Genomic DNA, 26,198 nt, shown 5'->3' on the forward strand with positions numbered 1-26,198 from the left:
ACTTATTTCTCCAATTCATTCATTGAGATTGCGGTAAATGTTTGAGATTCTAGTACTCTTAAGATCGCATTCGCAGTATCTAAGGATGTGAAACATGAGATGTTGTTCTCTGCCGCTGTACGTCTGATTTCAAAGCCATCAGCGCTTACTGATTTGCTAATGCTCATGGTATTTACGACATAGTTTACTTTACCTTTACGAATCAATTCTACGACATTGCTGTGTTTATCTTCATCAATTTTTGAAATTGTTTGTACATACAATCCTTTTTCTTCTAGATATTTCGCAGTACCTTTGGTAGCGTAGATGCCATATCCAATATCTGAGAAGCGCTTCGCAATCTTATAACCTTCTTCTTTATCGATATCAGCGATGGTCATTAAGACATTTCCGTGTGTTGGAATCTTAACTCCACTTGCTATCAATGCTTTGTATAATGCTTTTTCAAGTGTTGTATCACTTCCTAGTGCTTCTCCTGTTGATTTCATTTCAGGTCCAAGTGTTGTATCTACGCTACGTAGTTTTGCGAAGGAGAATACTGGAGCTTTTACGAAATGGCGATCACATTCAGGATGCACACCTTCTTCATACCCTTGTTCTTTTAAGGAATGTCCAAGTACACAGCGTGTTGCTACATAAGACATTGGAACTCCTGTGATTTTACTTAAGAATGGTACTGTACGTGAAGATCTAGGGTTTACTTCAAGTACGTATACTTTATCATCTTTATCAACAATGAACTGGATGTTGTACAATCCAATGAAGTGGAATCCTTTTCCAATTCTTGTCGCATAATCGATGATTAGATCTTTTACTTTTTGAGATGCTGTTGGCGCAGGATATACTGAGATAGAGTCTCCAGAGTGCACACCCGCACGTTCAATATGTTCCATGATACCAGGAATGAACACATGTTCTCCATCCGCTATCGCATCAATTTCCATTTCTTTACCAACGATATATTTATCTACTAAGATTGGGGCATCATGACTAATTTCTTTTACTGCAGTTGCCATATAGATGCGTAAGTCATCATCGTTGTGTACGATTTCCATAGCACGTCCACCTAGTACATAGGAAGGGCGTACAAGGACAGGATAGCCTATGCGATTTGCGATATCAATCGCTGCTTCTACTTCGATTGCAGTTTCTCCCTTTGGTTGTGGGATATCGAGTGTATGAAGCATGGCTTCAAATTCATGACGATCTTCTGCACGATCGATGTTTTCTAATGATGTTCCTAAAATCTTAACACCACGTTCTACCAATTTATCGGCTAAGTTGATTGCTGTTTGTCCACCGAACTGTACGATGACACCAAGTGGATTTTCTAAATCGATGACATGCATTACATCTTCGATTGTAAGTGGTTCGAAGTATAATTTATCTGAAATTGAGTAATCTGTAGATACTGTTTCAGGGTTGTTGTTGATAACGATTGCTTCATATCCACACTCACGGATTGTTTTTACACAATGCACGGTAGCGTAGTCAAACTCTACACCCTGTCCAATACGAATTGGTCCAGATCCTAAGACAACGATTTTTTCACGTTCACTTCGAATACTTTCATTTTCATGTTCATATGTGGAGTAAAGGTAAGGTGTACCAGATACATATTCACCTGCACAAGTATCTACCATTTTATATACTGGTGTAATTGCATTGGCTTTTCTTGTATCATAGATTTCTCTTTCGTCTACGTTCCATTTACGAGCGATGAAGCTATCCGCAAATCCACGTTTTTTAGCTTCTAATAAAACTTCTAAGTTTCCTTTGTTTTCTTCGATTTCTTTTTCGAAAGCTACGATTGCACGGAAACGATATAGGAAGTAACGATCCATTTTTGTTTCTTCATGAATTTCATCTACACTAATACCTTTACGTAACAATGCTGTGATCGCATAGATTCTTTCATCATCGCGTTTCTTAAGTTTATCCCAAAGTTCATCTACACTTAAAGCGTTGATATCTTTTTGTTCTAAGTGATCCGTTTTCATTTCTAGGGAACGAATGGCTTTTAAGATTGCTTCATCGAAGGTACGTCCCATGGACATAACTTCTCCCGTTGCTTTCATCTGTGTACCAAGGGTACGATCTCCTTTTGGGAATTTATCGAAGGCAAATCTTGGAAACTTCGCAACTACGTAGTCGATACATGGTTCTACACATGCATAGCTAGTTTGAGTCACTGGATTGATAATTTCATCTAATGTTAAACCAACCGCAACCTTTGCTGCTAATTTCGCAATTGGATACCCAGTTGCTTTAGAAGCTAAGGCGCTTGATCTTGATACACGTGGGTTAACTTCGATTACATAGTATTTGAAGGAAGAAGTATCCAATGCTAACTGTACGTTACATCCTCCACATATTTTTAATGCACGAATGATTTTCATTGCAGATGCACGCATGATTCCACATTCTCTATCTGTTAGGGTTTGTGTCGGTGCTACTACAATGGAATCCCCTGTATGAATTCCTACAGGGTCAACGTTCTCCATATTACATACAACGATTGCATTGTCCGCATTATCACGCATTACTTCATATTCAATTTCTTTATATCCCGCAATACTTTGTTCGATCAAGCACTGGTGTACAGGAGACATTTTCAATCCGTTTTCACAGATATCTTCTAACTCTTCTTGGTTGTGGGCAAATCCACCACCTGTTCCTCCTAAAGTAAAGGCAGGACGTACAACTACTGGATATCCATTCGTAGAGGCAAATTCAATGGCTTCTTTTACGCTATGAACAATGACACTCTCAGGTACTGGTTCTCCAATTTCATACATCAATTCACGGAATTTATCACGGTCTTCCGCTTTTTCAATCGCATCTAATGTAGTACCTAATACTTCTACTCCACATTCTTCCAAAATTCCTGTTTCTGCTAATTCTACAACTAAGTTCAATCCTGTCTGTCCACCAAGACTTCCTAAGATTGCATCTGGTCTTTCTTTATAAATAATACGACTTGCAAATTCAATCGTTAATGGTTCGATATATACTCTATCTGCTACCACTGTATCTGTCATGATGGTCGCAGGGTTGGAGTTGATCAATACAACTTCATATCCTTCTTCACGAAGTGAGGTACAAGCTTGCGTTCCTGCATAGTCAAATTCTGCCGCTTGTCCGATTACGATAGGTCCTGAACCTATCACCATAATTTTCTTAATATCTGTTCTTTTTGGCATTATTTTGCACCTCTTTCTTTCATCATTTCACAGAAATCATCGAAGATGTAATTCACATCATCAGCACCTGGTGCCGCTTCTGGTTCAAATGATAAGGTAATGAGTGGGTATGTCTCATGCTCAAATCCTTCAATAGAGTTATCGTTCAATGCTTTATAAGTGACAATCAAACCTGTCCCTTCAATTGAATTTTCATCTACATCATAACCATGATTTTGAGATGTAAATTCAATTTTATTCTTCTTTAAATTACGTACTGGAGAACTATTTCCATGATGTCCGACCTTCATTTTCACAACTTTCGCACCTGCGGCAGCCGCAATCACTTCATGTCCTAATCCAATTCCTAACATTGGAATCTTACCAAACAATTCTTTTACACTTTCTAATGTTTCAGGAATTTCTTCTGGTGCTCCTGGACCTCCAGATAAAACAACACCATCTGGATGAATCGCCAAGATATCTTTTGCGCTCATATTGTAAGGCACGACAACCAAATCACATCCTCTTAAGTTAAATTCACGAATAACCGCAAATTTTGTACCTAAGTCTACCATGACTACTTTTTGTCCACGGGAAGGAATTGGGAATGGTTTTTGTGTAGATACCACTTGTACTCCATCCTTTGGTAAGTCTGTTTCTTTCATCATTTTAAGGATTGCTTCTACATCTGCATCTTCCTCAGCCATCATCGCCTTTAGTACTCCATGATCACGAATTTTACGAGTAATTTCACGCGTATCAATATCCGCAATTCCTGGAATCCCTTTTAATTTCATAAACTCATTTAAAGTCATATCGCTTCTCCAATTACTTGGTTCCTCGCAGAAATCTTTGACTACAAATCCAAATACTTGTGGAGAAATACTTTCAAAATCATCGCGATTGATACCACAACTTCCAATGGTTGGAAATGTCATCATAACGATTTGTCCATAATAGGATAAATCAGAAATAATTTCTTGGTAGCCACTCATTCCCGTTTGGAAAATAAGCTCTCCCATCTTGTAGTTGTCGCTTCCAAAAGCCTTACCTTTGTACACACTGCCGTCTTCCAAGATTAACAATCTCTTTTTCATAGGTGTTCCTCCTTGTCATATATGACTTTACCTTTTACATATGTCTTCTCCACTTGACCATAACATTTCCAACCATGGAATGGAGTGTTATGTCCTAGGGAGTAGAACTCATCTTTATTGATCACAAATTCTTGATCTAGATTTACTAGTATCATATCTGCGATATATCCAGGCGCAAGTTTTCCAATGCGCTGCATACCAAATCGTTTTGCTGGTGCTTCACTCATCCAATGAATCAGCTGTTCCAGCGTAAATATATTTAATTCTTTCACGAATCTTGTATATAACAGAGGAAAGGATGTTTCCAAGGCAACAATGCCAAATGGTGATGTTTCCATTCCTTTGTTTTTCTCTTCTTCACTATGTGGAGCGTGATCGTTGGCAATCATATCAATGGTTCCATCCAATAATCCTTGAATGAGGGATTGTTGATCTTCCACACTTCTTAGAGGTGGGTTCATTTTTTCATTTGGACCCATCACATCCATTTCATTTAACAATAGATGATGTGCAGTAACTTCTCCACTGCAGTTTACACCCTTTGCTTTATATTCTCGCAAATATTCTACGCTTTCTTTCGCACTCATATGACATACATGGTACTTACATCCGCTCTCTTGTGCCAACTTCAAATCTCGATGAAATTGTTCATATTCACAAGCGCTCGGTATTCCAATGAAGTTCATCTCTTTATTTCGTATACCTTCATGCATACAAGCCAAAGGAGCACGATATTTCATATCTTCCGTATGTGCAACAATCATTCCATCCAAACGTTTGCATTCTTCCATTGCGGATTTCATCATATCTTCGCTACTCACACCAACACCATCATCACTGAATGCATGAATACCTAACGTAGATAAACCTTCCATATCACTCAACTCATGACCTTTTTCCCCTTTGCTAATACACGCATAAGGAATCACATTCACAAGCGCATCTTGTTTTATCTTCTCTAAATAAGATTTCATCATTTCAACATTATCCGGATACGGAATAATGTTGGGCATCGCCATAATGGTTGTAAATCCACCATGAGCCGCAGCTTTTGTTCCGGTAAGAATCGTTTCTTTATGCTCATACCCTGGTTCTCTTAGATGTACGTGAACATCCACAAGACCTGGCAACAAGGTAGCCCCATTTGCTTCGATAACTTCTTCTGCTAATGCTGGATCGATATGTTCACTAATTTCTTTGATTTCCACTTCATCAAAGAGGATATCCATGCGTGTTGTTTCATTTCCATGAGTTATCATCTTTGCTTGTCTGATCAGTTTCATCTTCTTACCTTCTTTCTATCGTTATGTATTTAAAATTCGTTATACCCCAAAGCTCTTTTCAAGACCGCTTTACGTACCAAGACACCATTCTCCATTTGTTTGAAGATTCGACTATTGTGAGCTTCTACTAAATCACTATCGATTTCCACCCCACGATTGACTGGTGCTGGATGCATAATAATGGCATTTGGTTTCATTGTTGCGGCTCTTTCTTTGGTAAGTCCATATTGTTTTAAATATTCTTCTTTGCTCATCTTCATTGTGCTTTCATGACGTTCATGTTGAATGCGCAACATCATGACCACATCTCCCCAAGCAACTGCTTCATCTACGCTTTTATAATGTTCATCTTTTTCCACCCATGCTTCAGGTCCTGAGAAACAAATCTCTCCCCCAAGCAATTCCATTGCCTCTTTGATACTTTTCGCAACACGTGAGTGAGTAATATCACCAATCACTGCAACCTTAATTCCTTCAAATGTTTGAAATTCTTGATAAATAGTTAATAAATCAAGCAAACACTGGGTTGGATGATTTCCACAACCATCCCCTGCATTTAAGATTGGAATGTTAATTTGTTCTAGTTCATGAAAGTATTCATCCTTACTATGACGAATCACCACTGCATCATATCCGATACTTTCAAACGTCTTCACTGTATCGTATAGACTTTCTCCTTTTTCTACGCTACTGCCTTGTGCACTGAAGTTTTCAACACTACATCCCAATTGATGTTGAGCAGAAGCAAATGAGAAATGCGTACGCGTACTTGCTTCAAAAAAAAGATTAGCAACCAAAGCTCTTTTTGGTAATTGCCAATCTTTATGAGAACATGAAAACGCATTCGCATCGTGGAGGATATGAAAAATCTCTTCTTTCGTTAAGTCACATATTTTCAATAGACTATCTTTGTTCATAAGTACCTCCTATAAGCTTCAAAAAAAAGACCATTTTGTTATACAAAAGGGCCTTTACGATGGTTCGAAAGAGTTGTTTGCCTTAATGACCTCTCTGGATCAAGTTAAAGGACCTTTTATCGTTTTATATTGTATCACATATCTGAAATAATACAAGATTTTTTTCGTGCTTCACACAATTTTTTTGATGTAATTTATTTCCAATAATAAATCATTCTTTTTTATGTCTAACAGTTTATTTTTATTTTTCAAGCATTTGTACGATATATTGATTTAGTTTATTTTCAAATTGATTTAAAGCGTTTATGATTTCATCAAATGCAGGATAACTACCATAAATCATTTTTTTCATCATATCATAATCTTTAGAGAATTTTTCAATGCCCTCTTTATTAGGTATTAGCTTACAATTCCCTATTAATATTTCATCATAACAAGCCCAATTACATGTATAGAATTTCTTTTTGAAATTAACTACCATTTTTAAAAGTTCTAAATCTGCTAAAGATTCATCCGCAATCCCTATTTCAATCATTCTATATATATCATAATAGTGTCTTGAGTATCGCATTGGATAATTTCCATTTATACGCATAGCCTCTCTATGAAGGATTGTGATTTTTTCGAAAAATGTTCTTACAACACTCATGGTTCTCACTGTTATTTCTTTATGATCAAACAAACTTGGATAAGCATCTGCTATATAAGATCTTAATGTTTTCGTATGCGAAGGTACAGGTTCAGCTAACACACCTATTTCTAAACGCAAAATCTGTAAAATAGAAGTGTCTTGATACGCTCGCGGATATCGAAAACATATGGTTTGTTGATCTACCTTATCAATATATAAATCAAATTCGTCATGGATCAATTTTTTTAAATCTCTCTTTATGACTGGAATCCAAATTTCATTGATATACTTCTCAGTTTTCACATCCGCTTCATGATTATAGAAATTCTGCTGTCGATTACTTCGGATTTTATACGCCTCATCTTTTAACACTCCCAAAGCCGCCCAATCTAATGCTAAATCAATATCTTCAGAAAAACGTTCTATACAATTATAGACTTTCGATAAACTTGTCCTGCCTTTAAAACAAATAAACTCTATATTCAAAAGAATTAAATAAATAATCCAACACAAAACAAACCCAGAAATCTTTTTCAACGATAGCTTCTGGAAGATTCATTTTTTCCGCTGTATTGACAATCAATCTATTTCTATCCTCTAATCCTAATTCCAAAAATTTATTCATCAAAACCTCCTATTATTGCTTTTATGATTTCATATATCCAAGCTGGCGCTGATTTGGTTTCCTTTAGCAAATCTTCTTTAACATATGCATTTATATAAAAGTTCATAAGTTTGATATCTTTTTCAGTAATATTATCTCTTCCTAATGTTTTAATACTTTGTATGATTAAAGAAACTGGTTGTGAGTATTTGGAAATCATTCTATTCGATGTATGTTTGAATTTTATAACCTTATTTAAATATGTAAACTCCCTATATGGTCCATCACTCAAATATTCACATACCGCTGGAATTTGTGTGGAAATCCCTATTTGATTAAGTGCATTTTCGCCAAATGGCGCAATATTCCAAGCATATCTATCCGCGATTTTCCGGGCTAATTCATAGACTGTTGGGTAACTATATTCTTGGACTGCTTCTATAAAATAAGGTATTGTATAGTACCCATCTATCAAACGAAATATTTTATGTTCGATGCAAAGCCTAGATAATGCTTTACGAATTGCATCGTGATTACCCAGATCGTAAAAATCATTATTTGAAAAAATAGTACCACTAGGCATTTCTTCCATCCTAGTATAAATAGCCTCACCCAATGATAATTCCTTCATAGCATCGCTCCTTTGTCACAATTATTATACACTTTCTGTGACAGAAACACAATATAAAAAAAAACAGACACCCTTATCTTGTCTGCTTAATATCCTGTAATATTCTTTCACTTTGATAAAAGAAATTTTGAAACTTCAATAACATTTCTTGATTTTGAATCAGAATCAAATGATCATACTCTTCTTTTTTTATACCATCATTGAAATCATACAAGAATGCATAGCTATGATAAAATCTTTGCATTGCGTGCGTATCTTTCGCTTCTTTTGTATATTGTGCTATAAAAAGCATGAGACAAGGAATGATACGTTCAATACTTTCATGAAGTGCAACTAAACTTTTTTTGACTTTGGATGAGCGAAGGTATGGATTTCTTTCCCATACACTCCCTTTTCCACAATCCTTTAAACAAAGACGCAATACATAGATTTGTTTCGCCAGTTGTTCACTATAGGATATAAATTCACTCATGTGCATTTCCTACTCTTCTTATGATGTTTTCAATAGGAGTCGCATTATGATAACTTAATACATATTTTTTCTTGATATTTTGTTCTTCTGTTTTTAAGTCTAGGGTTACACTTGGTAGTTCTTCATTGGTGTCGATACTCAATTTCATAGAAATTGTAGTATATGGATAGTCTATGTCTTCCAATCTAACAAAGTTCTTCTTGAAATGCCATTTGAAATACCTATCCTTCATTTCCCAACTTTGGAATTGGTCAAAGATTTCTTGATTGAATTCTACTTCTATACAACGAGGATACTCTTTGAATCGTTCTTGCATAACTTTACGAAAGTGCGCTTGTTGTTTCTTTTTTGATTCTATTTGTTTTTGTATTTTTCGATTTACAATCGCTTGGATGTTTTCTTCATTCATTGCTTTATGTTGATCAAAAGCTACATGAATTGCCATTAAATCAAGAGAATCAGTTAATGCATTATGCTCCACTTCTCCATGTATTTCAAAAACTAATTTCATGTCATCTAAAGATAATGTAGGAGATACGATTTTCCCCTGATAAGTAACATGTGGTGAAATAAGTTTTTGAATATCCATCACTTCTTGAAAGATATCTTTGGTATCGATATTTTCAAATGTGCAATGTTGTAATATGGTACGTTTATCATCAGGTCCAAAGCTAAACATTTGAACTTGACTACGTTTCTTCACAATTCCATACATCCATTTCGAGAATTCTTCCATTACTTCCTTTAAACTTCTGGATGAGCGAATGGTTTCATCACTCAACTTTGTCATACGATGGACAACTCTTGTGAGTCTTTGGAATTGTTGTGGATATACAGTTTCATAAAATCTTCCTAACTCTTGCCCATGAACATCACTTATAACCGCTCCAATTGAAATCACTCTTTGATGAAATTTTCGTTGTATTTTTACCGCATCAAACTCTGCATCCATATACAAACGATACATTGGTGCTTCTTTAAATTTATGATTATTTACACGATAGATAACATGAGGCATCTCCATGCCATAATAGTGTTTTACTACTTCTCCACACACTTTCATAGCATTTGCAGATGCGACTTTTCTACTTGCTTCATTATCTTCACGGATGATGGAATAGACACAAGGAAGCTTTAACGTATCGAAGGCGTACCATTTACATGCTTTCGCTGCTTCTATTGCATACCCTTGATGCCAAAACTCTTTCTTCAATAAGTATCCAATTTCCCAAACATCTTCACTCTCTATATGTTGACGTGTAATTCCACACTGTCCTACCATCACTTGATCTTCTAAACGGATCATTGCCCATAAGCCAACACCATCTTCTTGATATCTTTGTAGCTGGCGCTTTAACCATTCTCTAGCCTCTTCAAGACAAAAAGCGTGTGCATATGCATACATCACTTCTTCATCGCATAACATTTGACACAGATCATCAAAGTCTGTTTCACACATCTCTCTTAGCATCAATCTTTTTGTCTTCAATATCATGAGCAATTCCTCCATGACCATTATTATAAAGGGTACTTATATAAAAGGTAAAGAAAAATAAGCATTCTTGTTATATAATATAGAAGAAAGTGGTGATTTCTATGGCAAACAAGCCAATTGTATTCATCGGTTCTACCGTTGTAGATGTGTTGATGAACATCCCTCACTTACCTAACAGTAGTGAGGATATCAATATACAAAGTCAAAGTTTATCATTAGGTGGATGTGCCTTTAATGCATCTTGGATGTGTCATTTACTTGGTGTTGATTATCTTTTGTTCTCTCCTATTGGAACAGGAGTGTACGCAGATTATATTCGAAAAGAAATGTATAACTTACATCTTGCCCCTTCCATATTACAGAGTGAAGAAGAAAACGGATGTTGTTATTGCTTGATTGAAGAAAGTGGAGAACGTTCTTTTTTGAGTTATCATGGGGCGGAATATAAGTTTAAGAAGGAATGGTTTGCACTTCTAGATCAACAAGATGTGGATACGGTATATGTTTGTGGTCTAGAATTAGAAGAAGAAAGTGGTATCTATATTCTTGAATATCTAGAACGCAATCCTCATGTAACGATTTATTTTGCATGTGGACCTAGAATTCAACATATCCCTAAAACCAATATGAATCGCATTATGAAATGTCATCCTATCTTACACCTAAACGAAGAAGAAGCCTTACAATATACATCTTGTTCTACTTTACTAGAAGCACTACAAGAATTATACAAACAAAATCAAAACCTCATCATCGTCACCTTAGGCAGAAATGGGTGTGCATATTTTGACGGACACACTTACACGCACATCCCAATTGATGAAGTAAATGCCATTGACACAACAGGTGCAGGTGATTGTCATATAGGCTCTTATATCGCCTATCGTACTATGCACACATCGATCGAAGAAGCATTAACCCAAAGCAATCATATCGCTAAAGCAATCGTCTCTAAAAAAGGAGCCATCTTAAGTACAACTGAATTTGAGCATTTAAAAAGTGAATCCCAATGATTCACTTTTTTCATCTATATAAGCTAATACTACTATACTTCTCTTAATTCTCCTGTAACGGAATCCATAACAAACCCATAAATGCGAACATCAGAAGGAATGAGTGGATGTTCATGCAAAAGCTGTATACTTCTAAGTACAGATTCTTCTACATCCGCAAAACCACCTAACCATTCATCAAAATCAATACCACAATACTGCATTGTATCAACGACTTGAGAGGAAACACCTCTACTACGCATCTTCTGTAACATTTCAATACTATCCATATGTTGAACACCACAATCCGTATGTCCAATGATCATGATATCTTCTACACCAAGATCATAAATTGCGATAAGTAAACTTCGTACTGCACTTCCAAAGGGATGAGAAATCACTCCCCCAGCATTCTTAATAATCTTTGCGTCTCCATTTCGAATACCCAAAGCAGCTGGCAACAACTCAATTAAACGTGTATCCATACAAGTAACAATAGCAAGTTTCTTTCCAGGAAACTTACTCGTTTGAAATGGCTCATATTTCTTTTCTTTTACGAATTCTTTGTTGTACTTTAAGATTTCATGTACCATAAGATCACCTCTTAAACATGATTATAGCATAATATCATCTAAAAATTGTGTGAATGTTTTCTTTTGAAATATAAGGATACCATAATAAAATATCATATTTAAAATCGCAATCAATAAGAATACAATGGCATAATCCTTTCTTGTATCCTTATGAAAATCCTTCTTTAAAACAACCGTAAGCTTTGTTTTATTCTTAATTGTATATGGCGTAACATTCACATCAACGGATGTCTTCAAGTCATAGGAACCCTTACTATCTACTGTAATCGTATAATTTCCTATTTCCATATTGGAAATGGCAACATTTCCCCTCTTATCACTTTCATACGTTCTACTATGATGATTTCCATCATTTACTACTTCTAAACTTACCCCTTCCATACTCTCTTGTTGTTCATCTACTACATGTATCACAAAATCCTCTTCTTCCCCATAAATAGTAACCGTACACATCATAAACCCCAAACCAACTAATAACCATCCTTTTTTCATTCTATCACCTACATCATCTTATGTAGTCATGTACCTAGATATGAAAAAAGCATCGAGTATACGATGCTAGTATTCTAATATAGTCTCTTCTAATGCTTTTCTAGTCTTTGTAAAACGTTCTGTATCTGCAGGGTTCTTCGCATACCCTAAGCATAAAACATTCACTGGGATAACGCCTTCTTTTAAACCACAAACACTACTAAGCTTTACTGGATCAAAGGAACAAACCCACAGACTTCCAAGTCCTACTTGTGTCGCTTCTAACATCATGTGTGTAGTAACAATGCTCGCATCAATTACACCCGCATTCATTTCATCATAACCACGAACCCACGCTTCTTTTGTATCTGTACACACAATCAATGCCATAGGTGCACCATGGAAGTTAATCGCACCATCAAATCTGTCCATATCTTCTTTACGTACGATACAAATGCGTTGACTCTGTCGATTCGCCGCAGTAGGGGCGATTCTTCCCGCTTCTAAAATAAGTTGTAGTTTTTCATCTTCTACTGTTTTATCTTCATAATCACGTACTGCATAACGTGTTTTTTCTAATGTTATAAAATCCATAACGTTCTCCTAACGATAGAGGTTTACTCTATGTTGATCATCTTCTCGGATATAAGATGAATAAAACTCTTGTACTGCTTTTATCATATAGTCGATATCTTTACATCCAGCTGTTTCATAACTGGAGTGCATCGCTAGTTGAGCCAAACCAATATCAACGGTATGAATAGAAACATGTGCAGTAGAAATATTTCCAAGGGTAGAGCCACCTTGCATATCGGAACGATTCGCAAAATATTGAAGTGGTACTTCTACACGATTACAAATCGCTTGAAACAATCCCTTACTTAATGCATCTGTTGTATATTTTTGATTCGCATTAAACTTCACTACGATTCCCTCGTTCATATACACTGCGTGATTCGCATCGCTTTTCTCTGGATGATTTGGGTGAAGGGCATGTGCATTATCCGCCGATAACATAAAACTGTTCGCAAATGCACAACGCAATTGTTCCTCACTATATCCTAAGCAACGATTGATTCTTGTAAGAACATCAAATAATAATGTAGAATCTGCGCCCTGTTTTGTCCCAGAACCAACTTCTTCGTTATCAAAACATGCGTACACATTTATATTCTTAGGATTCTTGCTATGTAGAAATCCTAACATCGTAGTATATGCACATTCCAAATCATCTAGTTTAGGAGCGGATATATAAGCCTCTTCACTCCCCCAAATACTAGGATGGTTACGATTATACAAATACAAATCATTTCCAAGAATATCCTTAGCATCCACTTGCAATTCTTTCGCTAGTACATCTAAGAACGTTTCTTTCTCTTTGTTCGTTCCGCCATATAGAGGTAACATGTCCACTTGAGCATTGTATTTATATCCACTGTTAATTTCACGATTCATATGTATAGCAACATTAGGAATCAGTACCATATCCTTTTTAAAATCCACAAGTTTCACAACACATCCTGCATCTGTTTTTACAAGTGCTCTTCCCGCAATAGACAAAGGACGATCCATCCAAGTAGAGGCAATCATTCCTCCATACCCTTCAGTATTTAACTGTGTATATTTTCCACGTACATCTAAAAATGCATTCTCTTTTAATTTATAAGTTGGGGAATCACTATGAGAGGCACAAATTTGGAAACTATATTCCTCTTGTACTTCTTCTCCTATAGTAAAGGAAATGATACTAGAACCATTTCTGATTACGTAATACTTTCCACCTTTTTCTAACTTCCATTGTTTGCTTTCAAACAATTGTACAAATCCTTCTTTATGAAATTCTTTTCGTAATTCTTCCACTGCATGAAAACAGCTTGGGCTGTTTTGAATAAACGTCATGAAGTTACTGATTGTCTTATTACTCATCTTAAGACCTCCCATTTTCTTCATTATTATACCACGTTCCATATCTTTTTTTGATGAAAAAGCACAATAATATAGGCGATTATATAGATACAAATTCCCCATCCCCATATACTGTAAGGAAAGGAGGATGTACAATGAACACAATGTTAGCCCCACTACAAATTGGAAGTGTAGGAATTGGCGTAAATAAAATGCAAGGATATCTAAATATATTTCAAGAAAAAGGTATCATCACTACGAAGTTAAAACTGGATGGTGATTATGGACCAAAAACAGCAAATGCGGTACGTGAGTATCAAGCACATGCTAGATTACCAATCACTGGTCAAATCGATAATACAACTTGGAGTGCGATTGTGAATGAATTGCGTGATTTGGGAGTTGTGACAAATATCCCTGTATCTTCACGTTCATTCTATTTAACAAAAGGTAACCAAGGTCTTGAAGTGTATAAGATGCAAGAATACCTTAATGAAACAGCCGCAAAGAACAGTTGTTTGCGTCCTGTACCAATGGATGCTATGTATGGTGATCGTACAGCAGCTGGTGTGTCTCAATTCCAGTATTTATATGATTTGATTATTGATGGAAATATTGGGAAAGCTACTTGGGATGCCATCGTAAATACTCGCAACGGCTTCTAAACGAACATGTTTTGGGCAGATACATTTGTATCTGTCATACATAGGAGTTGCAATTCACTAACAACTGCTTTATACTACAAGAGATTCTATAAATCATAGAAACAAATAGTTTTATAAGAAAGAGGGTAATAACATATGTCAACCATTCAATGGAACCCAGACAAACAAATTCTAGCTGGTACAACTCTGCGCGATCATACAAAAGCAGAAAACAATAACATGGCACTTCATGTAGGAGGAAATCTTACACAAGTGATCGAGAATCGAAAAGCACTTAGTGATACTTTAGGAATCGATATTAAGCAGTGGGTATTTTGCCAACAAACCCATAGTGATCATCTTCATGAGGCAACAAGTAACGACATGGGAAAAGGAAGTATACAATATATAGATGGCATTGCGGATTGCGATGCATTATATACAAAGGAAACAAATCTTGCGATAGGAGTCTTTCATGCAGATTGTGTACCAGTATTATTATATGATCCATATACCAATATCATTTGTGCCATTCACAGTGGATGGCAAGGAACTGTCAAAGAAATCACTCGTAAAAGTCTTTCCTATCTAGTTACACATGAAGGAGTCAATCCAAGTCACGTACAGGCTTATATTGGCCCTGCAATTGCGTTTCATAGCTTTGAAGTAGGACAGGATGTCATAGATCAAGTAAACGCTATGAGCTTCGATACAAGCCCTTATATCATCTATCATGAAAACGGAAAAGCTTCTGTAGATAACAAAGGATTAAACTATCAAATGTTACTGGACTTAGGTGTGCCAAAAGAACAAATACGTATCAACCCAAATGATACCTTCTTAAACAATGATGCATTCTTCTCTTATCGTAGAGACCATGCATGTGGTCGTCATTTATCTTATATTTTAAGAACACCTAATAACGAATAAAGCATATATCTCTCAAACTGAATCACCGAGAGATATATGCTTTTCTATATTCTTATTCTACTTCTTTCTTACTTCTTTTCTTCCAAGCAACTACAACAAATACACCACTTACCATCAACACAACCATTGGCAACTTCCAATCTAATGTATCTCCTGTATTGGTACTATTTGTATCGCTCTTCCCTGGTTTTGTAGGATTCGTTACATCTGGATTCACTGGTTCTATTCCCCCAGGTGTATCCAATGCTTCATAACGATACTCATAGGTAACATCTCCTGTTACCTCACCATCTTTCACATTCGGCACTTCTACCCACTTACCATTTCCATAACCTTTATGAGCGTTCATTCCAACTGGTACTTGTGTATCTTTCAAAGTTCCTTTTCCATCTGTCAGTAATACGATAATATCCTTATTCGCACTACTTCCATCTTTCCATGTTCCATTTATAATCTTAAACACAATATGCACTTCTTTTTTAAATCGATACGTATAAACGACATCTTCTGTAACTGCATTCTTACTAGTATTTGGTTCCACTACCCAATATCCATCAGCATATCCATTCTTCGCCAACATACCAGTTGGTACATCCATCAAAGATAAAGAACCTTTCCCCTTCACTAATTCTATATCCACATTTTTATTTGCAGTTGATCCATCCCCCCATGTTCCATCCTCTATTTTAAATGTCACTACAGGCTTCTTAACATACTTATATGTATACTTTATTGAATCTGTAATTCCATCTGTTTCTGTATTTGGTTCTACAACCCAATGTCCATCAGTATACCCTTCTTTTGCGTACATACCCTTTGGTACATCTACATCTTTCAATGTTGTTTTACCATTTGCCAATTCTACTGTTACAACTTTATCTGTTGTATCCCCATTACTCCATGTACCATTTTGAATTTCAAATGTCACAAAACGAATGTTCATATTCTTTTCAAATTTCCATGAACCTTTCATTTTGATGTTCTTATTTGGCATAGTAAATGTTCCATCCGTAGCGATTGTAACATCATCACTTTCCCATCCGTTAAACACCCATTTACCAATCACACCATTTTTATCAGTTCCTCGTGCAGATACTGGATCTATTCTTACAATACTTGGATTCCCCGCAATCGCAGAATCATTTGTACCTAGGCTTGGCGCATCGTCAGGTGTCTCACCCTCGTACTCATATGAGACATCATAAGTCGTTGATAAATCATTCCAATATCCATAAATCGTTACATCCTCTTGAGGCATAATAAAGCTTTCCTTAAAATCAGCACCAATATCATTATTAGAATACCAACCATCAAATCCAAATGTTGAGAAATTATCTATTTTATCTTTTGTGACAACCTCTTCACCCCATGCAACATTTACAGGTGCAGGTAATACTGGTGCACCCACAGGAGGATTTGTTTCCAAATATTTGTACTCTACTTTGAACTTTTCTTTTTCCCATGTTCCCGTAATGACAACATCATCTTTACCTAATTCAAATGCACCTGCTGTTAATTCATCTGCACTCAACTGATCAGATGTCCAACCTTTAAACACATATCCAGCAGACGTAGGATTACCCGCAATACTGATTGTTTTTCCTGTAATAGTTTCTACTCCATTATAATTATTACCTACTGTATACTCTACCTCTTTTGGTACTTCTACATCCGTAGGTACCGTACCTTTAAACTCATAAGTTACCTTTGACTTTATAGATGTAGCAGCAGGAATTTCTGTCCATGAACCTTTCAGTGTTACCATCTTATTAGGCATTGTGAAACTGCCATCCGCATTTACACTGACCTCATCACTTGTCCATCCACTAAACTTATAACCTGGCAAACCTACTTCAACTGCATTTACACTTTGGCCTGCTGTGAACGTTCTTGTCATAGGAAGCGTAGGAGCAGTTGTAGGTACAGTTCCTTCATATACATACGCTACATCAAACATTGCGGTTGGATTCGGCACTCCAAAATAATGACGTACGTAGTTAGAAGTAGTTTTCACCTCTTCTATAGTTAATGAAGATTGATTTAGAAATTCTTTATAGGCATCCGTTGGTGTGGCAGGCGCAGTTGCTTGATAACCAACTTTGATTTGTGCACCTGGTGATAAACCAATGACATCAAAAGTTAGCACATTACCTTCCACTTTTTGATTTTTAACAAAGCCAAGAGTATCACCCCCATCACCCGTAGTGATTCTAGTTACAAGACCTGATACAAATGAATCAGGAACAAAAGTCATGTTCTCTGGCAACCTATTCACAACTTTCATAGTTCCACTTTTTAACCCAATGGTTGTGCCGGTATATTTCACAGTAATATCATAATCAACTACATCACTAGGGTTAATTTTCCCAGCGTCCGCTACTCCATTAATGACTTCTACTGGACCAGTTGCAGCTCTAGAAATTCCACTACCCTTGTTTTCTAGAAATACATCTGTATTAATTATATCTTCACTTAAGGTAAAAGCTGCTGGCTTTGCGATAAAATTGACATTGCTTTCCTTACCATAGGATGAATTAAAGTTATCGGCATCCTTTTGTGTTTTCGCATAAGCAGTAGTGATACTTGTACAACCTGCAAACATTTGAGAAGCAGTATACATATTCCAACTTGAAGTTGTATCGAAGTTACTTAAATCTAATATCTTTAAACTGTCACACTGTTTAAATACAGCACTGTAAAGAGATGAACCAGATGTTTTATAACTAAACATTTTTAAATTTTCAAGTTTGATACAACCACTAAACATCATATTCAAATTGGTAACTTTTGATGCATCCAAATTACTAACATCTAGAGTTACTAAAGAACTGCAATTAGAAAACATACCATCAAACGATGTCACATTACTTGTATTAAAGGTTGAAAAATCAACATTTTCCAAAGATATACAACCTGTAAACAATTGACTCAGTTTTTTCAAATTGCTTGTGTCCGAACTAGGCAACTTCACTGTTTTAAGAGCTACGCAACTACTAAACATTGCAGTCATATCAGTTACATTACTTGTATCTAGTCCTTCAAGAGAAACTGCTGTAAGGTTATTACACTTATAAAATAAAGAAACCATACTTTCTACTTTACTAGTATTAAAACTACTTAAATCGATTGATGTTAGTGGTAATCTACTGAACATGCCATCCATGTTAGTTGTTTCATCTGTCTTGAACATATTGTTAAAAACAACAGAACTAACTTTATCAAATCCGTATGATGTATCCGCAGAAAATAAATATGATGAATCAGAAGGAGCTATCACATCACCTAAACTATAAATATATAAAACAGTTCCATTAACATATGCAATAATAGATTTGTTTCCTACATCAGATACATCACTCTGTACATCACTTATGCTAGGGGCATTGTGTGTAAATTCAATTGCAGTGATTGTCCTTAACACAGATTTATCTATACCTCCATTTACAATATTTGCATTAAGACTACCTGTTTTTAACATCGCAATAGGCGGAGCTCCTACAGTAGAAGTATTCATTTCTATCTCTGGTTTTGCCCATATTGCTCTTAGTATAATGCTTTTATTGGGCATAACCATAGTTTTATTGATGAATTCATTTGTATCAGTTCTTTGCCATCCCGCAAATATCTCACCTGTTTTTGAAAGGTTCCCCTCATTTCCAGGGATGTTGACCGTTGATCCATTTATTGCCTCAATTTGACTTGGTACCTCTCCGCTAGTTGCGTCATTAGATTCAAATGAAATCGAATATATTTTTCTATTCATTGCTAAATCATCTAACACAATCTCTTTAAGAGTTTCAACATCATATGTAATTAGAGAATTTTTATCAACATTCAAGTTTCCTTCATAGGTAGAATTCTGTAAGCTAAATCCCACCTTAATCACTACTTCTTTTTTTGAAATTAGTGATTCGATATTCCATACAATTTTATCGTTTACTACGTTAGAAGTTCCATAATTTGAAGTGACGCTATCAATTTTAAAGTTATCTTCTTCTAAATTTAAATTCAAACTAACATTTTTATATATCGTTGCTTCTGCAATTTCTTGAATCACATCACTATATAAATTGTTTAAATGATTTGCTTTGTTTGTAGTATAAACTCTTTTTTCATCTGAGCATAAGGCTTTAATACTTGATGAAATATCTGTTCCAACCATATATTGTAGAGCATACATTTCAACTTCCATAGATTTCAATCGGTCACTTATGCTTTGAATGCTTTCCTTAGAATCAGATGCATTTCCATCTGACATAAAAACAATAACTGGTTTTCTTGATTTATCGCTACGATTTTCAATCAAATTCTTTGCCTCAATTAGTCCTGAGCAATATTCAGTGAATCCATTTATAGCAATACCTGATGCTTTTGCTTGAAAATCAGTTTTATTATTCGTAAAACCCTGTTCTAATGTCGCATTAGATCCAAATGATATTAACGAAATACGGTTATCATATTTTGAATCTAATAAAACATCCGCACTATCATGTAATGCAGTTTTTAAATAATTCAACCTATCTCCCGACATAGAACCAGATACATCCGCAATAAAAACAATATCTTTAGGATCTGTAGAGGCAGTTGTTACTGTTTCACCAATTAACTTAATCTCAAGTTCTCCTTTAGTATTTGTTTCATTTGTCCATTTCACATTTTTGGTTACTGTAAAGTTACCATCATCTGATGTATTTGCACTTGAAGTTTTTTCATCAGGTGAAGTAACTGGTCCACCTGCTGCTAAAACAATGTTTACATTAGATAATACTAATAGCATTGCCATTATACATAACAACGCTGATCTTACTATTTTTTTCATTTCATATTCTCCCTCTTCTTTACTTTTCAAATTTCATTTTTTTATGAAGTATGACATTTCTTCTATCGTGGATTTAGATATACAAAAAACATGGCTTCCCTCCTGTAAATGAATACTACAGTATGTAGATTCCCACCATGACGCGCTACTACTTACAAAAAAATTTTATAAGTCTCCCATGAAATTAAATATGTATACGCATTTTGTATAAACGATATAACTCTAACATATTTATTCTATTTTATTTTCTCATAGAAGCATCCTATTGTGTATCCCATGAACATGTTATATTTATGTGATATTCGATGAAATCACAATAAAATTAGAGCAATATTGACTTGGTGCTTTAGTATTATCGTGTAGGTAAGCTTGCCCTTCACCTTATTGAGATTTTAAGAAATTTTCATACAAGTAATTTTCTTGATTCACAATATGATGTATTCTAGCATTGTATCCTCATGTATTTTATTTGAAAAACACCGAACAACGAATAAAGCAGATATCTCTCAAACTGAATCACCGAGAGATATCTGCTTTTCTATATCCTTATTCTACTTCTTTCTTACTTCTTTTCTTCCAAGCAACTACAACAAATACACCACTTACCATCAACACAACCATTGGCAACTTCCAATCTAATGTATCTCCTGTATTGGTACTATTTGTATCGCTCTTCCCTGGTTTTGTAGGATTCGTTACATCTGGATTCACTGGTTCTATTCCCCCAGGTGTATCCAATGCTTCATAACGATACTCATAGGTAACATCTCCTGTTACCTCACCATCTTTCACATTCGGCACTTCTACCCACTTACCATTTCCATAACCTTTATGAGCGTTCATTCCAACTGGTACTTGTGTATCTTTCAAAGTTCCTTTTCCATCTGTCAGTAATACGATAATATCCTTATTCGCACTACTTCCATCTTTCCATGTTCCATTTGTAATCTTAAACACAACATGCGCTTCTTTTTTAAAGCGATACGTATAAACGACATCTTCTGTAACTGCATTCTTACTAGTATTTGGTTCCACTACCCAATATCCATCAGCATATCCATTCTTCGCCAACATGCCAGTTGGTACATCCATCAAAGATAAAGAACCTTTCCCCTTCACTAATTCTATATCCACATTTTTATTTGCAGTTGATCCATCCCCCCATGTTCCATCCTCTATTTTAAATGTCACTACAGGCTTCTTAACATACTTATATGTATACTTTATTGAATCTGTAATTCCATCTGTTTCTGTATTTGGTTCTACAACCCAATGTCCATCAGTATACCCTTCTTTTGCGTACATACCCTTTGGTACATCTACATTTTTCAATGTTGTTTTACCATTTGCCAATTCTACTGTTACAACTTTATCTGTTGTATCCCCATTACTCCATGTACCATTTTGAATTTCAAATGTCACAAAACGAATGTTCATATTCTTTTCAAATTTCCATGAACCTTTTATTTTGATGTTCTTATTTGGCATAGTAAATGTTCCATCCGTAGCGATTGTAACATCATCACTTTCCCATCCGTTAAACACCCATTTACCAATCACACCATTTTTATCAGTTCCTTGTGCAGATACTGGATCTATTCTTACAATACTTGGGTTCCCCGCAATCGCAAAATCATTTGTACCTAGGCTTGGCGCATCGTCAGGTGTCTCACCCTCGTACTCATATGAGACATCATAAGTCGTTGATAAATCATTCCAATATCCATAAATCGTTACATCTTCTTGAGGCATAATAAAGCTTTCCTTAAAATCAGCACCAATATCATTATTAGAATACCAACCATCAAATCCAAATGTTGAGAAATTATCTATTTTATCTTTTGTGACAACTTCTTCACCCCATGCAACATTTACAGGTGCAGGCAATACTGGTGCACCCGCAGGAGGATTTGTTTCCAAATATTTGTACTCTACTTTGAACTTTTCTTTTTCCCATGTTCCCGTAATGACAACATTATCTTTATCTAATTCAAATGCACCTGCTGTTAATTCATCTGCACTCAACTGATCAGATGTCCAACCTTTAAACACATATCCAGCAGACGTAGGATTACCCGCAATACTGATTGTTTTTCCTGTAATAGTTTCTACTCCATTATAATTATTACCTACTGTATACTCTACCTCTTTTGGTGCTTCTACATCCATAGGTACAGCACCTTTAAACTCATAAGTTACCTTTGACTTTATAGATGTAGCAGCAGGAATTTCTGTCCATGAACCTTTCAGTGTTACCATCTTATTAGGCATTGTGAAACTACCATCCGCATTTACACTGACATCATCACTTGTCCATCCACTAAACTTATAGCCTGGTAAACCTACTTCAACTGCATTTACACTTTGACCTGCTGTGAATGTTCTTGTCATAGGAAGCGTAGGAGCAGTTATAGGTACAGTTCCTTCATATACATACGCTACATCAAACATTGCGGTTGGATTCGGCGCTCCAAAATAATGACGTACGTAGTTAGAAGTAGTTTTCACCTCTTCTATAGTTAATGAAGATTGATTTAGAAATTCTTTATAGGCATCCGTTGGTGTGGCAGGCGCAGTTGCTTGATAACCAACTTTGATTTGTGCACCTGGTGATAAACCAATGACATCAAAAGTTAGCACATTACCTTCCACTTTTTGATTTTTAACAAAGCCAAGAGTATCACCCCCATCACCCGTAGTGATTCTAGTTACAAGACCTGATACAAATGAATCAGGAACAAAAGTCATGTTCTCTGGCAACCTATTCACAACTTTCATAGTTCCACTTTTTAACCCAATGGTTGTGCCGGTATATTTCACAGTAATATCATAATCAACTACATCACTAGGGTTAATTTTCCCTGCGTCCGCTACTCCATTAATGACTTCTACTAGACCAGTTGCAGCTCTAGAAATTCCACTACCCTTGTTTTCTAGAAATACATCTGTATTAATTATATCTTCACTTAAGGTAAAAGTTGCTGGTTTTACTATAAAATTGACATTAGATGGTTTTTTAGTAGAACTATTTAGTATCGTCACATCTGCTGGTGCTCTTGCCCAAGCTGTGGTTAGATTAGTACACCCAGCAAATGTACCAACATTAGAGTAAGTAACCGAAGATACATTAATACCACTTAAATCGAGCACTTTTAAATTAGAGCAATTCTGAAATGTTGTAACAATCCCAGTTATTTTGTTTGAATTTGAGTTCCATAGCTTGAGATTTTCTAAATTGCTACACCCATCAAACATCATTCCAATTTCATCAACATTTGATGCATCAAGACTACTCACATCTAAATTTTTAAGAGATTTACAATTAGCAAACATAGAAGAAAAAGATGTTAGTTTGCTAGTATTGAGTGGTGATACATCAATAGTCTCAAGGGATGTGCAACCATAGAATAGTCCATTTATCGCAATTAATTCTGACGAGTTGAAGCATTCAAGATTGATTCCCTTGAGATTTAGGCACTTATCAAACATAAAGCTGATATTCGATGCATTGCTTGCATCCCATCCACTTAAATCAATTGAAGCCATTTGCATGCCAGCAAACATACTCATAAAATTTGTAGTTTGATCTACTAAAAACATATCATTAAACTTTATATTGGTAACCACACCAAAACCCTTATATGTACCATTATTGAAAAAATTTTTTGAATCTACTGGAGCTAAAATTTTGCCTACAGAGTAAATATATAGAGTCGTTCCACCTAAATATGCCCAGATTGAATTATCACTTTTACTAGATAAATCTACTTTTGTAACACTTTCAGCGGGAGCATCATGAGTAAATTCAATCGATGTTATCGTCTTAACAAGCTCTTGACTCATCCCGTTATTTATAAGAGAATCGCTTAATCTTCCAGATTTTATCTCAGAAATAGGAGGTGCCCCTATAGTAGATGTATTCATTTCTATCTCTGGTTTTCCCCATATTGCTCTTAATGTAATATCATTACTAGGCATAACCATAGTTTTATTTACAAATTCATTTGTATCGGTTCTTTGCCATCCCGCAAATACCTCACCTGGTTTCGAAAGATTTCCTTCATTTTCAGGAATATTAACTGTTGATCCATTCATTGCCTCAATTTGATTTGGTACATCTCCGCTAGTTGCGCCATTACTATCAAATGTAATCGAATATATTTTTCTATTGATTGATAAATCATCTAACGTAATCTCTTTAGGAGTATCAACATTGTATGCAATTAAAGAATTTTTATCAACATTCAAGTTCCCTTCATAGGAAGGATCTTGCAAACTAAAATTCACTTTAGTAGTTACAATATTTTGTGCAATTAATGAATCGATATTCCATGATACTTTATTATAAATTGACTTAGCCGTTCCAAAATCGGAACTAACGCTATCGATTTTAAAGTTCTGCTCTTCAAAGCTCATATCAAAAGAAATATCTTTATATTTTAATGTATCTAAAATCTCTTGAGTTACATTTATATATAAATTATTCAAATGATCTGCTTTGTTTGTAGTATAAATTCTTTTTTCATCAGAGCACACAGCTTTGATGCTATAAGTAATATCATTTCCAATCATATATTGTATAGCATACATTTCAGCACCCATAGATTCTAATTGATTAGTTATACTTTGAATGCTTTCTTTAGTATGAGCTGCTTCTCCATCAGACATAAAAATAACAACTGGTTTTCTTGTTTTATCGCTACGATTTTCAATCAAGTTCTTTGCAGCGATCAATCCTGGGGGATAGTTAGTTCCTCTTTCTGCTTTGAGATTCGCAACTTTTCCTTGAAAATCGCTTTTATTATTTGTAAAATCCTGTTCCAATTTTGCATCCATATTAAATGATATTAACGAAATACGGTTATCATATTTTGTATCTATTAAAACATCCGCACTTTTATGTAATGCAGTTTTTAAATAATCCACCCTATCTCCCAACATAGAACCAGATACATCTGCTACAAAAACAATATCTTTAGGAGTTGTAGAGGCAGTTGGAACTGCTTCACCAACTAACTTAATCTCAAGTTCTCCTTTGGTCTTTGTATCATTTGTCCATTTTACATTTTTGGTTACTGTAAAGTTACCATCATCTGATGTATTTGCACTTGAAGTTTTTTCATCAGGTGAAGTAACTGGTCCATCTGCTGCTAAAACAATGTTTACATTAGATAATACTAATAGCATTGCCATTATACATAACAACGCTGATCTTACTATTTTTCTCATTTCATATTCTCCCTCTTCTTTACTTTTCAGATTTCATTTTTTTATGAAGTATAACATTTCTTCTATCGTGGATTTAGATATACAAAAAACATGGCTTCCCTCCTGTAAATGAATACTACAGTATGTAGATCCCCACCATGACGCGCTACTACTTACAAAAAAAATTTATAAGTCTCCCATGAAATTAAATATGTATACGCATTTTGTATAAACGATATGACTCTAACATATTTATTCTATTTTATTTTCTCATAGAAGCATCCTATTGTGTATCCCATGAACATGTTATATTTATGTGAT

General features: G+C 35.3%; 18 protein-coding genes. 3 read left to right on the forward strand and 15 right to left on the reverse strand.

Annotated elements, in window-relative coordinates:
- Nucleotides 1–2: 2 nt before the first annotated feature.
- The 9 genes from carB to ACWG42_RS03125 form a co-directional block, all read right to left on the reverse strand.
- Nucleotides 3–3,203, reverse strand: a complete 3,201-nt coding sequence (gene carB, locus ACWG42_RS03085; RefSeq protein WP_455790044.1) for a carbamoyl-phosphate synthase large subunit — start codon at nt 3,201–3,203, stop codon at nt 3–5.
- Nucleotides 3,203–4,282, reverse strand: coding sequence for a carbamoyl phosphate synthase small subunit (locus ACWG42_RS03090; protein ID WP_455790045.1), 1,080 nt, complete (start codon nt 4,280–4,282; stop codon nt 3,203–3,205). Before ACWG42_RS03090 ends, carB begins: the two co-directional genes overlap by 1 nt.
- Entirely contained in the window at nt 4,279–5,565 is a 1,287-nt protein-coding gene (locus ACWG42_RS03095; RefSeq protein WP_455790046.1) for a dihydroorotase, read from the reverse strand. Before ACWG42_RS03095 ends, ACWG42_RS03090 begins: the two co-directional genes overlap by 4 nt.
- Nucleotides 5,566–5,594: 29 nt before the next feature.
- Nucleotides 5,595–6,482 carry an aspartate carbamoyltransferase catalytic subunit gene (locus ACWG42_RS03100; protein ID WP_455790047.1) on the reverse strand — a complete coding sequence of 296 codons (888 nt, stop codon included), beginning with the start codon at nt 6,480–6,482 and terminating at the stop codon, nt 5,595–5,597.
- Nucleotides 6,483–6,723: 241 nt separating this feature from the next.
- Nucleotides 6,724–7,626 carry a nucleotidyl transferase AbiEii/AbiGii toxin family protein gene (locus tag ACWG42_RS03105; RefSeq protein ID WP_455790048.1) on the reverse strand — a complete coding sequence of 301 codons (903 nt, stop codon included), beginning with the start codon at nt 7,624–7,626 and terminating at the stop codon, nt 6,724–6,726.
- A complete protein-coding gene (locus tag ACWG42_RS03110) occupies nt 7,574–7,738 on the reverse strand; it encodes a hypothetical protein (RefSeq protein ID WP_455790049.1) in 165 nt (54 codons plus the stop codon). Before ACWG42_RS03110 ends, ACWG42_RS03105 begins: the two co-directional genes overlap by 53 nt.
- Nucleotides 7,731–8,348, reverse strand: coding sequence for a DUF6088 family protein (locus tag ACWG42_RS03115; protein WP_455790050.1), 618 nt, complete (start codon nt 8,346–8,348; stop codon nt 7,731–7,733). Before ACWG42_RS03115 ends, ACWG42_RS03110 begins: the two co-directional genes overlap by 8 nt.
- A gap of 73 nt (nt 8,349–8,421) precedes the next feature.
- Nucleotides 8,422–8,820 (reverse strand): hypothetical protein, encoded by a 399-nt coding sequence (locus ACWG42_RS03120; RefSeq protein WP_455790051.1) that lies wholly within the window; start codon nt 8,818–8,820, stop codon nt 8,422–8,424.
- On the reverse strand, nt 8,813–10,315 hold the full coding sequence (locus ACWG42_RS03125; protein ID WP_455790052.1) for a GNAT family N-acetyltransferase: 1,503 nt from the start codon (nt 10,313–10,315) through the stop codon (nt 8,813–8,815). The genes ACWG42_RS03120 and ACWG42_RS03125 overlap by 8 nt, the downstream gene beginning before the upstream one ends.
- A gap of 101 nt (nt 10,316–10,416) precedes the next feature.
- Between ACWG42_RS03125 and ACWG42_RS03130 the strand changes: the two genes are divergently transcribed.
- Nucleotides 10,417–11,328, forward strand: a complete 912-nt coding sequence (locus ACWG42_RS03130; RefSeq protein ID WP_455790053.1) for a PfkB family carbohydrate kinase — start codon at nt 10,417–10,419, stop codon at nt 11,326–11,328.
- Between the two features lie 32 nt (nt 11,329–11,360).
- On the opposite strand, the gene ACWG42_RS03135 is transcribed toward ACWG42_RS03130, so the two are convergent.
- From ACWG42_RS03135 to ACWG42_RS03150, 4 genes are all read right to left on the reverse strand, one after another.
- A complete protein-coding gene (locus ACWG42_RS03135) occupies nt 11,361–11,900 on the reverse strand; it encodes a beta-class carbonic anhydrase (protein WP_455790054.1) in 540 nt (179 codons plus the stop codon).
- A gap of 21 nt (nt 11,901–11,921) precedes the next feature.
- Complete coding sequence (locus ACWG42_RS03140) at nt 11,922–12,392, reverse strand: carboxypeptidase-like regulatory domain-containing protein (protein WP_455790055.1); 471 nt, start codon at nt 12,390–12,392, stop codon at nt 11,922–11,924.
- 66 nt (nt 12,393–12,458) lie between these two features.
- Nucleotides 12,459–12,965 (reverse strand): nitroreductase family protein, encoded by a 507-nt coding sequence (locus tag ACWG42_RS03145; protein WP_455790056.1) that lies wholly within the window; start codon nt 12,963–12,965, stop codon nt 12,459–12,461.
- A 9-nt stretch (nt 12,966–12,974) separates the two neighbouring features.
- A complete protein-coding gene (locus ACWG42_RS03150; protein ID WP_455790057.1) occupies nt 12,975–14,297 on the reverse strand; it encodes a M18 family aminopeptidase in 1,323 nt (440 codons plus the stop codon).
- Between the two features lie 134 nt (nt 14,298–14,431).
- Here ACWG42_RS03150 and ACWG42_RS03155 point away from each other — a divergent pair, with 134 nt between their 5' ends.
- Together ACWG42_RS03155 and pgeF are read left to right on the forward strand one after the other, a co-directional pair.
- Nucleotides 14,432–14,941 carry a peptidoglycan-binding domain-containing protein gene (locus ACWG42_RS03155; RefSeq protein ID WP_455790058.1) on the forward strand — a complete coding sequence of 170 codons (510 nt, stop codon included), beginning with the start codon at nt 14,432–14,434 and terminating at the stop codon, nt 14,939–14,941.
- 135 nt (nt 14,942–15,076) lie between these two features.
- A complete protein-coding gene (pgeF, locus tag ACWG42_RS03160; protein WP_455790059.1) occupies nt 15,077–15,850 on the forward strand; it encodes a peptidoglycan editing factor PgeF in 774 nt (257 codons plus the stop codon).
- Between the two features lie 52 nt (nt 15,851–15,902).
- On the opposite strand, the gene ACWG42_RS03165 is transcribed toward pgeF, so the two are convergent.
- Nucleotides 15,903–20,669, reverse strand: coding sequence for a BspA family leucine-rich repeat surface protein (locus ACWG42_RS03165; RefSeq protein ID WP_455790060.1), 4,767 nt, complete (start codon nt 20,667–20,669; stop codon nt 15,903–15,905).
- Between the two features lie 546 nt (nt 20,670–21,215).
- Nucleotides 21,216–25,898: a BspA family leucine-rich repeat surface protein gene (locus ACWG42_RS03170; protein ID WP_455790061.1), complete on the reverse strand. Its 4,683-nt coding sequence runs from the start codon at nt 25,896–25,898 to the stop codon at nt 21,216–21,218.
- Between the last annotated feature and the right edge of the window lie 300 nt (nt 25,899–26,198).

Source organism: Amedibacillus sp. YH-ame10 (assembly GCF_053848885.1).